13 protein-coding genes are annotated in these 14,139 nt (G+C 70.5%); 8 read left to right on the top strand and 5 right to left on the bottom strand.

Going from position 1 to position 14,139, the window contains the following annotated elements; translation table 11 throughout:
* Positions 1–11: 11 nt before the first annotated feature.
* Positions 12–947, bottom strand: a complete 936-nt coding sequence (locus tag EP757_RS28470) for a hypothetical protein (RefSeq protein ID WP_127551131.1) — start codon at positions 945–947, stop codon at positions 12–14.
* A gap of 196 nt (positions 948–1,143) precedes the next feature.
* Positions 1,144–2,268, bottom strand: coding sequence for a citrate synthase 2 (locus tag EP757_RS28465; RefSeq protein WP_127551129.1), 1,125 nt, complete (start codon positions 2,266–2,268; stop codon positions 1,144–1,146).
* Between the two features lie 145 nt (positions 2,269–2,413).
* Here EP757_RS28465 and EP757_RS28460 point away from each other — a divergent pair, with 145 nt between their 5' ends.
* The 5 genes from EP757_RS28460 (at position 2,414) to EP757_RS28440 (ending at position 6,714) form a co-directional block, all read left to right on the top strand.
* Positions 2,414–3,682 carry a citrate synthase gene (locus EP757_RS28460; RefSeq protein ID WP_127551128.1) on the top strand — a complete coding sequence of 423 codons (1,269 nt, stop codon included), beginning with the start codon at positions 2,414–2,416 and terminating at the stop codon, positions 3,680–3,682.
* Between the two features lie 36 nt (positions 3,683–3,718).
* A complete protein-coding gene (locus EP757_RS28455) occupies positions 3,719–4,018 on the top strand; it encodes a hypothetical protein (RefSeq protein WP_127551126.1) in 300 nt (99 codons plus the stop codon).
* 10 nt (positions 4,019–4,028) lie between these two features.
* A complete protein-coding gene (locus EP757_RS28450) occupies positions 4,029–4,658 on the top strand; it encodes a nitroreductase family protein (protein ID WP_127551124.1) in 630 nt (209 codons plus the stop codon).
* Positions 4,658–5,416, top strand: a complete 759-nt coding sequence (locus EP757_RS28445) for a glycoside hydrolase family 16 protein (RefSeq protein WP_174262456.1) — start codon at positions 4,658–4,660, stop codon at positions 5,414–5,416. Before EP757_RS28450 ends, EP757_RS28445 begins: the two co-directional genes overlap by 1 nt.
* Positions 5,417–5,745: 329 nt before the next feature.
* Positions 5,746–6,714, top strand: coding sequence for a tetratricopeptide repeat protein (locus tag EP757_RS28440; RefSeq protein WP_232050045.1), 969 nt, complete (start codon positions 5,746–5,748; stop codon positions 6,712–6,714).
* Here the strand turns inward: EP757_RS28440 and EP757_RS28435 are convergent.
* Complete coding sequence (locus EP757_RS28435) at positions 6,711–7,118, bottom strand: MarR family winged helix-turn-helix transcriptional regulator (protein ID WP_127551122.1); 408 nt, start codon at positions 7,116–7,118, stop codon at positions 6,711–6,713. The genes EP757_RS28440 and EP757_RS28435 overlap by 4 nt on opposite strands.
* 116 nt (positions 7,119–7,234) lie before the next feature.
* Between EP757_RS28435 and EP757_RS28430 the strand changes: the two genes are divergently transcribed.
* Positions 7,235–8,974 carry an ABC transporter ATP-binding protein gene (locus EP757_RS28430; RefSeq protein ID WP_174262554.1) on the top strand — a complete coding sequence of 580 codons (1,740 nt, stop codon included), beginning with the start codon at positions 7,235–7,237 and terminating at the stop codon, positions 8,972–8,974.
* Between the two features lie 6 nt (positions 8,975–8,980).
* Here the strand turns inward: EP757_RS28430 and EP757_RS28425 are convergent, their stop codons facing one another.
* Positions 8,981–9,466: a MarR family winged helix-turn-helix transcriptional regulator gene (locus EP757_RS28425; protein ID WP_127551118.1), complete on the bottom strand. Its 486-nt coding sequence runs from the start codon at positions 9,464–9,466 to the stop codon at positions 8,981–8,983.
* A gap of 74 nt (positions 9,467–9,540) precedes the next feature.
* Between EP757_RS28425 and EP757_RS28420 the strand changes: the two genes are divergently transcribed.
* On the top strand, positions 9,541–11,589 hold the full coding sequence (locus EP757_RS28420) for an efflux RND transporter permease subunit (protein WP_127551116.1): 2,049 nt from the start codon (positions 9,541–9,543) through the stop codon (positions 11,587–11,589).
* Between the two features lie 71 nt (positions 11,590–11,660).
* Here EP757_RS28420 and EP757_RS28415 read toward each other — a convergent pair whose 3' ends face one another.
* Positions 11,661–12,812 carry an LLM class flavin-dependent oxidoreductase gene (locus EP757_RS28415; protein WP_127551114.1) on the bottom strand — a complete coding sequence of 384 codons (1,152 nt, stop codon included), beginning with the start codon at positions 12,810–12,812 and terminating at the stop codon, positions 11,661–11,663.
* Positions 12,813–12,861: 49 nt separating this feature from the next.
* On the opposite strand from EP757_RS28415, the gene EP757_RS28410 reads away from it, so the two are divergent.
* Complete coding sequence (locus EP757_RS28410; protein ID WP_127551112.1) at positions 12,862–14,076, top strand: sulfite oxidase; 1,215 nt, start codon at positions 12,862–12,864, stop codon at positions 14,074–14,076.
* Positions 14,077–14,139: the final 63 nt, after the last annotated feature.

Here is a 14,139-nt window from a genome sequence, read left to right as displayed (position 1 = left end):
CGGCGTCTCCGTCAGTCGGCCGTGCGCTGTACCGTGATCTGATCGCGGGCGGTGGCGGCGGCGGCGTCTCCTTCGGGGGCCACCACGACGGCGAGTGGCACGGTCTCCTCGCCGTCATCGATGGCCACCGGGCCGCAGACGAAGTGGCTCTCACCCTGGCAGGTGCTCGTTTCCTGATCGGAACCGGTCAGGAGGTAGACCTGGTGCCCATCGGGGACCTCTGCCTCGCCGCTCACGGTGACGGTTTCCTCGACGGTCTCGCCGTCCTGAGGGCTCTCGATGCTCACCGAGGCGGGGGCGAGGACCGACAGCGGTCTGGCGTCGGACGGCGTGATACCGGATTCATCCGACTTCCGGCCCGCCGCCCGTGCCGAGGCACGCACCGAGGCGGACGGTGCTCCGCTCACGTGCGTGCGGCGCTTCGTCCGGGGCGTTCCGGAGGTTCGGGCCGCCGACGGGGTGACCGTTTCTGAACGCGCCACCCCGGAGGTGGGCTCGCCGACGGGCTGCAGCGGCGCCACCGCGGCCGGGCCCGCGCTCGCTGACATGTGGGCGGCGGGCAGGGTGGGTACCGCCCCGGCGAACGTGGGGTCGCCGGGGCCGGAACCGAGCACCGCCCAGGCGCCGGAGGTGACCACGAGCAGTCCGGTGGCGGCGAACACCATGCTGGCGATCTTCCGGTTGCGCAGCCGCCGCGCCTTCTGAGCCGCCTCGGCCGGTTCCGGGCCACGCCAGGCCGGCCGCTCCCGCCGCGGCATGACCATCGTCGCGTCGAGCGGGCGCGGGTCGTGCGCGGAAGCGCCGCCGGCCAGGCCGGCGACGTCGTTCGGGCGAGGGTCGTGGGGCGGGCGGCCCGCGTACGACGAAGGCTCTTGACGTGGGAACACCTGGGTGGCGTCGTTCGGGTGGGTGTGCGGGTCGTCGGGTGCCCCCGGCGTGACAGCCATCGAGTGCCTTCCGCGTGTATCAGGGCCACGGGCGAGGTACCCGCAAGCCGTTCCGGCCGTCGACCGTAAAGGTGTGTTATACGGCGACTTTTGCACCGATAACCGCTTTGCACCAGTGTTGGATGCGGGCGGACCCGCCTCGAATACCCGTCAAAAGCACCAAGTCGGACACAGTGTGGGTCGTGCCCCGCGCGCCTCAGGCCGGTGTGACGATCCGTCCGTTACGGCGTTCCGCCGTGTGCCAGCCCCGGACCGACGCCGCGTCCCTCTGCCCCGGCCCCACGTAGTCGGCGGATGGGCGGATGATTTTGCCGAGCGACTTCTGCTCCAGGACGTGCGCGCTCCACCCGGCCGTCCGGGCGCAGGTGAACATCGCGGTGAACAGGTCGGCCGGCACCTCGGCGAAGTCCAGGATCACCGCGGCCCAGAACTCGACGTTCGTCTCCAGGACCCGGTCGGGCTTGCGCTCGCGCAGTTCGGCGAGCGCGGCCGTCTCCAGGTCGCGGGCCACCTCGTACCGGGGCGCGCCCAGCTCCCGCGCCGCCTCCCGCAGGATGCGCGCACGCGGGTCCTCCGCTCGGTAGATCGCGTGACCGAAACCCATCAGGCGCTGCCCGCTGTCCAGGACCCGCCGCACGTACGTCCGCGCGTCGACCCCGCCCTCGACCGCCTCGATCATGCCGAGCGCGCGGGCCGGCGCGCCCCCGTGCAGGGGCCCGGACAGGGCGGCCACCGCGGCGGAGAGACAGGCCGGCGCGTCGGCCCCGGTGCTGGCGACGACCCGGGCGGTGAACGTCGACGCGTTCATGCCGTGCTCGGCCGCACAGATCCAGTACCGATCAATCGCGGTCACGTGCCGCGGATCCGGCTCGCCCCGCCAGCGGATCATGAACTGCTCGGTGGCCGTCCGCCCGGCGTCCACGAGGTGTTGCGGCACGGTGGTCCCGTCGCCACGGGCGGCTTGGGAGACGTACGACAGGAGCATCGCCGACGTCCGCGCGAGGTCGTCCCGCGCCTCACCGGCCGCGATGTCGATCAGCGGCCGGGCGCCGAGACGCGGCGCCAGCATCGCGGCGGCGGCCTGGACGTCGACCCGCACGTCACCGGTCCGCACGGGCAGCACATCCGGTTGTGCCGCAGGCAGTCCGCGCTCGACGTCACCGTCGACGAGCAGCCCCCACACGTCGCCGTACGAGACGTGGCCCGCGAGCGACCGGATGTCCACACCGCGGTACCGCAGCGATCCACCATCACGGTCCGGTTCAGCGATCTCGGTGTCGAACGCGACGACACCGGCAAGCCCTGGATTGACAGTCAACATGACTTCAATCTGAAATCAACACGACTTGATGTCAATGTTGATTCGGTCAACATGAGAGGATCCGCACAAGTCGTCGAAACACGAGATATCCACAGGCTGAAGAGTTGACATGGCGGCGTCGGGACGGACGAGGGACTCTGCGCACATGAATGACCTGCACCAGCTGTTGACCACTGATGAAGTCGCTGAGCGGCTCGGGGTCAAGACGGCGACCGTGTATGCGTATGTCAGTCGTGGGCAGCTTCGCAGCCTTCGCAATGCTGACGGGAAGGGCAGTCTGTTCGCGAAGCACGATGTCGACGAGTTCATCGCCAAGCGGCGGCGGACCACGACCCCGGAGATTCAGACCGGTATCACGCTGATCAAGAGGGGTGAGCTTTACTTCCGGGGGCGGGACGCCACCGTGCTCGCGCGGACGAGGCGGTTCGAGGCCGTGACGTCGCTGCTCTGGACCGGCGATCTCGACGACATCGAGTTCCCGGTTGATCAGCAGTTGATCCGGCTCGCCGGCCAGGTGACGGATCCGCTGCCGCCGACGGCACGGCTGACCGATCGGCTGCGGGTGACGGTCGCCGCGGTGGCCGCCGCCGACCCGTTGCGCTTCGACACGACACCGGCGGCGGTGGTCGCCACCGGCCGGCACCTGCTGTCGACGATGGTGCACGCCCTGCCGCTGCGTGCGGCCGTGCCGACGGAAAAAGCCGGATCGGCGCGTGCGGCCGTGCCGGCGGAAGAAGCCGGGTCGGCGCGTGCGGCCGTGCCGGCGGGGAAGGCCGGGGAGATGTCGCTGGCCGAGTCGCTCTGGTATCGGCTGAGTGCCGAGTCACCGACCGAGGAGTCGATCCGGGCACTCAACGCGGCGCTGGTGCTGCTCGCCGATCACGACATGGCGGCGTCCACATTGGCCGCGCGGATCGCCGCTTCGACACGGGCCCATCCGTACGCGGTGGTCAGCGCCGGGCTGGCAGCGCTCGACGGGCCGCTGCACGGTGCGGCGAGCTCGCTCACCCATCCGCTGCTCGCCGCCGCGGTGACCGGGCGGGATCCGGTGGCGGTCATCTCCGAGCGGCTGCGGGCGGCCGGGACGAGCGGCACCATCCCCGGTTTCGGGCATCACCTCTACCCCGAGGGGGACCCGCGTGCAACGACGCTGCTATCCCTGATCGACGGGCCGGCGAAGGACGTCACGGAACAACTCGCGGCGGTCATGCGTACCAGGTCGGGCATTCATCCCAACATCGATCTGGCGCTCGCGGCACTCACCTTGCGGCACGCGATGCCGGCGGACGCGGGTGAGGCGATCTTCGCGGTGGCGCGGACCGCCGGGTGGCTGGCGCATGCTCTGGAGGAGTACACGGACAGGCCGTCGCGATACCGTCCGAGTGGTCGATACGCGGGCGAATCACCCACGTGAGCTGCGGCGGCGGCCGAGGTCGGTACCGTCGGAACAGTGGACGCGCCGAGGGTCGGCTGGGCAGTCGCCGGCCTCTTCGTGGCCGCGATCCTGGTGTACGAATGCATCAAACACGGCATACCCGCAGTGATCGCCGCGGTGATCTTCCTGGCGGTGCCGTGGGTGCCGTGGTGGCCGTTGCGCCTGCCGTGGGTGCCGCTCGCCGCGGTCGTCGTCTACACGTTCGAGCCGTTCCACTGGCCGCCGTTCTACACCGCCGGCCTGGCGTGGCTGACCGGGATCGCCGCCGTCCGCGTGGTGCACGGCGCTCGCGTGATGCGCCCTACAAGATCGTAGGCTGGCGGGCATGAACCCTGAAGAACTGCCGCTGCTCGAGGCGCTGCACTCCACGCCGGCCCGCCGCTACCTCTCCACCGAGCCGATCGCCGACGACGTGATCCGCGCGATCCTGGACGCGGCGATCCGCGGGCCGTCCGCCGGCAACGGGCAGTTCTGGACGTGGATCGTGGTCCGCGACCCGGAGACGAAGCGGCAGATCGCCGAGTGGTACCGGGAAGGCTGGGAGCGGCACTACGGCTCGCGGCGGGAGCAGATCCTGAACGCGCCGGCCGGCGGCCCGATGAGCAAGCCCAGTTTCCTCGCCGCCGACCACCTGGCGAACCACCTCGAAGAGGCCCCGGTCTGGATCTTCCCGGTGCTGCTGGGCGCCGCGAAGTCGACGAACCCGCGGCTGGGCTCGTCGATCTACGGCGCGGTGCAGCACCTGATCCTGGCGGCCCGCGCCTACGGTCTCGGCGCCACCTTGACGACTCTGCACATCGGACACGAAGAGGATGTACGAGGGCTGCTCGGTCTCCCCGACGACGCCCTGACGATGGCGCTGATCCCGCTCGGATACCCGGCGAAGGGCCGCTGGTCGGAGCCGAAGCGGCGGCCGCTCGAGGAAGTCGTCCACTTCGAACGGTTCCAGCAGTAGTGCTGCTCCCTGCCACTCCGGCCCGCCCGCCGGACTTCGCCGACGACTTCCGTTCCGCTTCGCTCCGTGCGGACCGCTGGGTGGATCACTACCTGCCGCACTGGACGACTCCCGATCGCTCGCGCGCCCGCTACGACCTCGATGACGACGGTCTGCGCCTGCGCATCGACGCCGACCAGCTCGACTGGCGGCCGGAGGACGCTCCACTCCGGGTTTCCAACATCCAGAGCGGGAACCATCCCGGTACGCATCGGCATCGGCCGGACGGCCTCACCGTCCGGACCCCGTCGGTCACCTCGTTGCTGTGGGCGCCGTCATCCGGCCGGGTCGACGTCACGGTCAGCGCCAGCGTGGACGAGAACTGCATGCTGGCGGTCTGGCTGGTCGGCACGGAACACCTGTCACCCCGCGACTCCGGCGAGATCTGCCTGTTCGAGATCGACGCCTCGGCGGTGGGGCCGTCATCCACGGTGGCCCGGTCCGGGGTCAAGGCCCACCACGACGACCGGCTGGTCACCGACATGGCCTCGGTGACGGTTCCGGTGGACGCTTCCCGCCCGCACACCTGGACCGCCGTGTGGGGTCCGGGCTCCACGACGATCGGCTGCGAAGGTGTGGTGGTGCGCTCCCTTCCGCAGGCGCCGTCCTATCCGCTGTTCCTGCTCATCGACATCTTCGAGGTGGCCGCCCCGTCGCCGGCGGGCTACCCGAAGTCCGCCCGGGTCCACTCGGTGCGGGGCTGGAGCGGCCCTCTGTAGCACCACCGCCACCCAGGCCCGCCGAGCTACGGCCGCCGGTCCCGCAAGCAGGGCGATCTTGGAACGCGGGGACGTGCGTGGGCTACGGCTGGGCGGTGACGACGGTGGGGTGGAGGCCGGCGGCTGAGGGCGCTGCTGTCGGGGCGGAGGCCGGCGGCTGAGGGCGCTGCTGTCGGGGCGGAGGCCGGCGGCTGAGGGCGCTGCTGTCGGGGCGGTGTCCGGCTGCCGGCTGCCGGCGGCCACGGGAGGGTGAGGGCACGCCGGGGCCGGCGGCGAAGTGCGCCGGCGGAAGGTGGCCGCAGGTGTGGTGCGCCACGGGGCGGCGGGCGATGAGGGTGGGTGCGGGCGCTGTCCCCGTACAGGAGAAGGAAGAAGAAGCGCAACCGGAGCGCAACGCCCTCGCCCCGCGAAGTGACGCGGACGCGACCGATCTAGGCGGCGTGACTCAGCAGCCGCTTCTCGACCCGCCCGCCGGACGCACGATTCTGGACGAGGCCGATGACCTGCTGGCCCGAGGGCGGGCCGGTGATGTCGTCGACCTGCTCGCCGCGCATGTGGGGCGCGCACCGCAAGACGTGCCCGCCTGGCATCGGATGGCGCGGGCCCGGCTGGAGCTCGGTGACGCCCGGGGCGCCATGCACGCGGCGTGGGCGGCCTGGCAGCAGGATCCGGACGGGGCGGAGTCGCTGTTCTGGATCAGTGAGGCGTGTACCGCGTCGGGGGATCACGCGGAGGCGATCGAGACCGCGGCGAACGCGTGCCGGCAGGATCCGGGGAATCCGCGGTACGGCAACCGGCTCGGGGAGGCGCAGCTCGCGGACGGGCGGGTCGGTGACGCCGTGGCCGGGCTACAGATCGCCGTGGAGATGGCCGGTTACGACGCCGATCTGCAGGTGACGTACGCGCTGGCGCTGTTCGCCGCCGGCCGGCCGCTCACCGCGCGGGAAGCCGCCGGTCGGGCACTGGCGATCGACCCGGGGCACGAGAAGGCGCGCAAGGCGATCGCCCGGTTCGAGACGGCGATGCGCGGAGTGACCGACGCGCCGTCACTGGCGGTGGCGGCCGACGAGTTCGCGGAGTCCCTCCGGACGAACAAGGTCCACAACGGCGCGAAGGTCCGGGACGCCTTCGCCTACACCATGCGGGTGTCGTTCGTCTGGTTCTTCTCGGCGTTCCTCGGCGTCGGCGCCCTGGACATCATGGGTCTCGTGACGGTGCCGGACGGCATCTACGTGACGCTGCTGTGCGCCGCGGGAATGTTCGCCCTGGTGGCGAGGCTGGCGCGACCCCGGCTCTAGTCGCGCAGGATGCGCAGGATGCGGGACAGGGCGGCACGGTCGGAGGGGTCGAGCACCGCGAACAGCCGCTCCCCCTCCGCGGCCCGCGCCTGCTGGATCGCGGCCGCCGTCTCCGCGCCGGCGGCGGTCAGCGCCACCAGCGTGGCGCGCCGGTCGGCCGGGTCGGGGCGGCGGTCGGCGAGGTCGCGCCGCTGCAGGTCGTCGACGACCTCGGTGGCCGAGCGCGGCGCGATCCGCAGGTGGTCGGCGAGGGCGCTGAGCCGCATCTCGCCGTGCCGGGCGAGCACGCCGACGGCCCGGGACTGGGACGGCGTGATGTTCCACGGCTCCAGGGCCACCCGGGTGCTGTGCCGCAGCCGGCGGGCGACGGCCCAGAACGCCTCGAAGAGAGGTTCGGTCTCCACGGGAACAACCTAGCAGCGATTGCGGTTGCACCCTCATGTTGAGGTAACCTCAGCAAAAAGGAGAACGAAGGAGACCGGACTTGGCAGAACGCCCAGGCCGGGGGCCGGCACGGACCGTGACCCCCGCGGAGAAGGAGCAGGCACGCTCCGTCTCACTGCGCCGCATCGGCGCACTGTTCATCGGACATCGGCGGCAGTTGTCCGTCGTCGTCGCGGTCATCGTGATCTCGTCAGTGATCTCGATGGCGTCACCGTTCCTGCTCCGCGAGGTCATCGACGTCGCGCTGCCGGAGAGTGACCTCACCCTGCTGGTCTGGCTCGTCGCCGGCATGGTCGCCGTGGCCGCGGCGACGTCCGGGCTCAGCGTCGTCCAGACCTGGATCTCGACGTCGGTCGGACAGCGCGTCATGCACCGGCTGCGGACCGAGGTCTTCACCCATCTGCAGCGGCAGTCGGTCGGGTTCTTCACGCGCACCCGCACCGGCGAGGTGCAGTCCCGCATCACCAACGACATCGGCGGCATGCAGCAGGTGGTCACCTCCACCGCCGGCTCGATCGCCTCGAACGTCACCACCGTCGTCGCCACACTCGTCGCGATGGCCGCCCTCTCCTGGCAGCTGACCCTGGTCTCGCTGGTGGCGCTGCCGCCGGCGATCTACTGGACCAGGCGCGTCGCGCGGATGCGGCAGGCCATCACCGCCCAGCGGCAGCGCGAGCTCGCCGAACTCAACGTCATCATCGACGAGGGCCTGTCGATCAGCGGCATCCAGCTGAGCAAGACGATGGGCGCCGGCGCCGCTCAGATCGAGCGATTCACCGGCTCGTCGACGAAGCTCATCGATCTCGAACTGCGGTCCGAGCTGGCCGGGCGCTGGCGGATGGCATCAATGAACATCATCTTCGCCGCCATCCCGGCCGTCATTTACCTCGCCGCCGGCCTGCCGTTCAGCACCATGAGCATCGGCACGCTGGTCGCCTTCACCGGTCTGCAGGCAGGCCTGTTCCGGCCACTGATGAGCCTGCTCGACGTCGGCGTGACCCTCACTTCCTCGCTCGCCCTGTTCCAGCGGATCTTCGAATACCTGGATCTGCCCGTCGAGGTTCAAGATCCCCTTCATCCTGTACGCGTGGAGCACCCGCGCGGCCACCTTCGCTTCGAAGACGTCACCTTCGCTTATGACGGCAGCGAGACCGCGGCCCTCGCCGGGGTGAGCTTCGACGTCCCGGCCGGATCGTCGCTGGCGCTCGTCGGCGAGACCGGTTCCGGGAAGAGCACCATCGCGTCGCTGATCGCCCGCCTCTACGATCCGACATCGGGCCGGGTGACGATCGACGGCGTGGACGTTTCGGCGATGTCGCTCACGCAGCTGGCCGAGATCGTCGGAGTGGTGAGTCAGGAGACGTACCTGCTGCACACCACGATCCGGGAGAACCTGCGCTACGCGAAGCCGGACGCCACCGATGAGGAGATCGTCGCGGCGGCGAAGGCGGCGCAGATCCACGACCTGATCGCGGCGCTGCCGGACGGGTACGACACCATGGTCGGCTCCCGCGGCCACCGGTTCTCCGGCGGCGAGAAGCAGCGGATGGCGATCGCCCGCACCCTGCTCCGCGACCCGCGCATCCTGGTGCTCGACGAGGCGACCAGCGCCCTGGACACCGAGACCGAGCGGGCGGTGCAGCAGGCCTTCGACACCCTGTCGGCGGGACGCACGACGGTGACGATCGCGCACCGCCTGTCGACGGTGCGCGACGCCGACCAGATCGCGGTGATCGACCACGGCCGGATCCTGGAGTCGGGGACGCACGATTCGCTGCTCGGCGAGGGTGGCCGCTATGCGACCCTCGCCCGCTGAGACCGTCTAACGTTTGCGGAGCTCGTCACGGTACTCGACGAGCGCGTCCGTCATGCCGTGCAGGAACTTCTCCACGGCCAGTAGTTCCTCGACGCTGAACTGTTCCATGACCGCGTCGGTGTGCGGGCGCAGCGGTGCGAAGAACGCCATGGCGAGGGACATGCCGGCGTCGCCGTAGCGCAGGTGGACGACCCTGCGATCGGTGCTTTCCCGCGTACGCCGCAGGTGTCCGCCCTTCTCCAGCCGATCGATCAGCGCCGTGGTGGCGCCCGACGACAGCCCGATCGCCTCGCCGAGTCTTCCCGGGGTGAGCGGGCTGCCGTGCCGTTCGGCGTGCATGACGGCGAGCAGTGCGTGCATGTCCGTGGCATGCAGGTGGTTGCGGTTGGCGAACGCGTGCCCGATGTGTTGCGCCTCGCTGCTGTACGTGTTCAGCAGGTCGACCAGCGCCCTGCGTAACCGCTGGCGTTCGGCGGTCTCAGTTACCTCCACAGGGGTAAGTGTTGCAGATCCGCCCGCAGTCGTGAACAATCTCGATTGTAAAGATTCTCAGTCTTGGAGGTTTCATGAGAAGGGCATGGGCAACGCTGTTGCTGGCCCTCGTCATCGGCGGGGCGGTTCTCGCTTTCGCCGGGTCGACGACCACGGACAACGACCCCACCTCGTCGCTGCCCGCCTCGGCTGAGTCGACCAAGGTCGCGCAGCTGCAGAAGGAGCTGCCGTCCGGGCGGACCAACCCGGCCCTGATCGTGATCGCGAAGGGCGGTGAGGCGCTCACCGAGGCCGACCTCGCCGGATTCGCGCAGTTCGGCCAGGCGATCCCGTCGGAGGACCGCAAGGCCGCGATCATCACGGTTCCGCTGGCCGCCAGCGGCAACGCCGACGAGGTCAGCACCGAGGTACAGGAACTGCGGGACAAGCTCGCCACCGGGCTCCCCGAGGGCGTGACCGCCCAGGTGACCGGCGGCGCCGGATTCAGCGCCGACCTGTCGAACAGCTTCAGCGGCGCCAACACCCGCCTGCTGATCGTCACCGTCGTCGTCGTGACGATCCTGCTGCTGGTGACGTACCGCAGCCCGATCCTCTGGATCGTGCCGCTGTTCGTGGTCGGTTTCGCCGACCAGCTCGCGGCGAAGGCCATCGCGCTCTTCTCGCAGCACACCGACCTGGCGATCAACGGTTCCACCACGGGCATCGTCACGGTGCTGGTGTTCGGCGCCGGCACCAACTACGCGCTGCTGCTGATCTCCCGGTACCGCGAGGAGCTGCACAAGCACGAGGACCGCTTCGAGGCGATGCGCGTCGCGCTGCGGGGTGCCGGCCCGGCCATCCTGGCCAGCTCCGGCACCGTCTTCCTGGCCCTGCTCACCCTGCTGCTGGCCAGCCTCAAGAGCAACGCCGCGCTCGGTGTCACCGCCGCCGTCGGCGTCGCGATCGCTGCGGCGTTCGCCCTGCTCGTGCTCCCGGCCGCCCTGGTGATCTGCGGGCGCAAGCTGTTCTGGCCGTTCATCCCGAAGGTCGGCCAGGCCGGCGCCGAGGACGAGCGTGGCCTGTGGGGCAAGGTCGGCCGCATGGTCGTCCGCCGCCCGGTCGCCGTCACCGCGTTCGCCGTCGTCGTGCTCGGCATCCTGTCGCTCGGCGCGCTCGGCACGAAGGTGGGCCTGTCGCAGACCGAGCAGTTCCGGGTCGAGGCCGAGTCGGTGCAGGGCCTGGAGACCCTCAGCAAATACTTCCCGGCCGGTGCGGCCGGCCCGGCGACGATCCTGACCTCGCCGGACAAGGCCTCCTCGGTCGAGAAGATCGTCTCTGAGACTCCCGGCGTGGTGCAGGCCCGGGTCGCCGAGCAGAACACCGAGCTGGTCAGCATCAGCGCGGTGCTGCAGGCCGCCCCGGACACCGCCGAGGCCTTCCAGACCATCCGTGACCTGCGCGAGAACCTCGACGGCGAAGCCCTCGTCGGCGGAACCGTGGCGACCGCGCTGGACACCCGTGACGCCGCCCGCCACGACCTGAAGACCATCGTCCCGGTGATCCTGGGCGTGGTGTTCCTGGTGCTGGTCCTGCTGCTGCGGGCGCTCGTCGCGCCGGTGCTGCTGATGGCCACCGTCGTGGTCAGCTTCCTGGCCTCGCTGGGCGCCGGCTCCTGGCTGTTCCGGCACGTCTTCGACTACCCGGCCCTGGACAACTCGGTGCCGCTGTTCGCCTTCCTGTTCCTGGTGGCGCTCGGTGTCGACTACAACATCTTCCTGGTCACCCGGGCCCGGGAGGAGACGCCGGCCCGCGGCACCCGGGACGGCATGGTCCACGCCCTCGCCGTCACCGGCGCCGTGATCACCAGCGCGGGCATCCTGCTCGCGGCGGTCTTCGCGGTCCTCGGCGTGCTCCCGGTGGTGACGCTCACCCAGATCGGCATCATCGTCGGCATCGGCGTCCTGCTGGACACCCTGCTGGTGCGGACCGTCCTGGTCCCGGCCCTGGCCACCCTGACCGGCGACAGGTTCTGGTGGCCCAGCAAGCCGCAGAACTCGTCGTCGGCCCTGGACCCCGCCGCCAAGAAGGAACGGGACTGGGATGCGGTGAATCGCAGCAAACTGACCGAGCCGGCGGACAAGTAGGTTCGCTCAGAACGGCCCGGAAGCGCTCCCGCTTCCGGGCCGTGTCTGCTCGCGGTGCTTTTCCTCGTACGTCAGGAAGCTGGTGAACTCTGCAGTGGGACTCCGGCGAACGGGATCGCTGCGGCGGCGGTGTCGCGGTCGCCCGCTGGATGACGCCAGAGGCCTCGGCGGCGGAGTTCGGGCAGGACGCCCTCGCCGAACCAGTAGGCCTCTTCGAGGTGCGGGTAGCCGGACAGGATGAACTCGCCGATGCCGAGGGCGGCGTACTCCTCGATCCGGTCGGCGACCTCGGTGTGGCTGCCGACCAGGGCGGTGCCGGCGCCGCCGCGGACCAGGCCGACGCCCGCCCACAGGTTCGGGGAGACGACCAGGCCGTCGCGGTTGCCGCCGTGCAGTTCGAGCATCCGGCGCTGGCCCTCCGACTCGCTGCGGTTCAGGCCGGCCTGCACCCGCTCGATGTCGTCCTCGGACACGTTGCGCAGCAGGCGCGCCGCCTCGGCCCACGCTTCGTCGGCGGTGTCGCGCGTGATCACGTGCAGCCGGATGCCGAAGCGCATGTCCGGTTTCAGGGTACGGATCCAGGCCAGCTTCTCGGCGACCTTGGCAGGTGGTTCTCCCCAGGTCAGATAGACGTCGGCGTGGTCAGCGGCGACCGGACCGGCCGCTTTCGAGGAGCCGCCGAAATAGATCGCCGGCCGGACGTCCGGGATCTTGGAAAGGTGCGCATCCTCCACTTTGAGGTGGGTGCCGTCGTGGGTGACCGTCTCGCCCGCGAGCAGGCGGTTGATGATGCTCAGGAACTCGCCGGTCCGGGCGTACCGCGCGTCCTTGTCCAGGAAGTCGCCGAACTGGCGCTGCTCGTGCGACTCTCCCCCGGTCACCACGTTGAGCAGCAGCCGGCCACCGGACAGCCGCTGGAACGTCGAGGCCATCTGCGCCGCGAGCGTCGGCGAGATCAGCCCGGGGCGGAACGCGACGAGGAACTTGAGCCGCTCGGTGACCTCGGTGAGCATCGCGGTGGTCAGCCACGCGTCCTCGCACCAGGCGCCGGTCGGGGTGAGCGCGCCGACGAAGCCGAGCTGCTCGGCGCTGCGCGCGATCTGCCCGAGGTAGCCGATGGTCAGCGGGCGGACGCCACCCGCCGCACCGACCGGAACGCCGTGCCCGCCGCCGACGATGTCGCGGCTGTCGCCGTTTGTCGGAAGAAACCAGTGGAAGTCCATGGGTGTCAGGCTACCCACATGTCCTATCCAATCGATAGGATCCCTAGACATGAACGAGCTTGAATACGACGAGCGCCGATTGCAGGACTTCGTGGCCGGGCGGGCGCGCGGCTTCTCCCGGCGTGACCTTCTCCTGCTCAGCGCGGCGGCCGGTGTGGGCGCTCTTGTTCCCGGAGCCGAGGCACGCGCCGCCTCCCCCATCGTCAAGCCGCTTCCCCCCGAGCTGCTCCGCCCCCTGGGCACCAACGCCGAGACCCGGTGGTCCTCGCTCAAGGACGTCGGCTACTACGTGCCGATCGACCGCTTCTTCGTCCGCAACCACACGTCGACGCCGGTGATCGACGCCGCGACCTGGAACCTGTCGGTCTTCGGTTCCGGGCTGCGCGGCGGTCCGGTCTCCTTCACGCTCGACGAGCTCAAGCGGCTGCCGGACGTGACCATCCCGGCCGCCGTCGAGTGCGCCGGCAACGGACGCGGCTACTTCACCTCGCAGCAGGGGCAGACGGTCTCCGGCACCGCCTGGACGCTCGGCGCCGTCGGTGTGGCCCGCTGGCGCGGCGTGAGGCTGTCGACGGTGCTGCGCCGGGCCGGGTTGAGCCGGCACGCCGTCGACGTGCAGCCGGTCGGCCTGGACCCCACCTTCGTCTCCGGCGGCGTCGACCTCGGCCCGGTGCGGCGCCCGTTCCCTGTGGAGAAGGCCCTCGACGACGTCATCCTCGCCTACGAGATGAACGGGCAGGATCTTCCGGCAGACCACGGATTCCCGGTACGCGTGATCGTCCCGGGCTGGGTCGGGATCGCTTCGATCAAGTGGCTGGGCAGCATCGAGGTGTCGGCTACGCCGCTGTTCTCGCCGTGGAGCACCCAGTTCTACCGCCTGTTCGGCTCGGAGTACCCGGTCGACGGCGTGCCGATCAACGAGCAGGTCGTGAAGAGCGCGTTCGAACTCGACGCGGGCGCCGTCTTCGAGGCCGGCCGGCGCACCGTGCTCACCGGCCGCTCCTGGTCGGCGCACGGCCCGATCCGTAAGGTCGAGGTCAGCACCGACGGCGGCGCGACGTGGAAGCGGGCCCGCTTCTACGGTGCCACGCCCGGTCACGTCTGGCAGCGCTGGGAACTGGACTGGAAGCCGGCCGCGGGCGCGCACGAGTTGCGGGCCCGGGCCACCGACGTACACGGCAACACCCAGCCCGACGTCACGGTCCACAACACTCTGGGCTACCTGTTCGACGCGGTCGTGAAGGTGCCGGTCAGCGCCGCCTGACGATTTCTCGCTGCCCGCCGGTGCTGTCCGGAAACACCCCGAGTGACCGCCGGCGGGCTGCGT

It is taken from the genome of Actinoplanes sp. OR16 (assembly GCF_004001265.1).
Taxonomy (GTDB): domain Bacteria; phylum Actinomycetota; class Actinomycetes; order Mycobacteriales; family Micromonosporaceae; genus Actinoplanes.
This window is presented reverse-complemented; position numbering and strand designations above follow the sequence as displayed.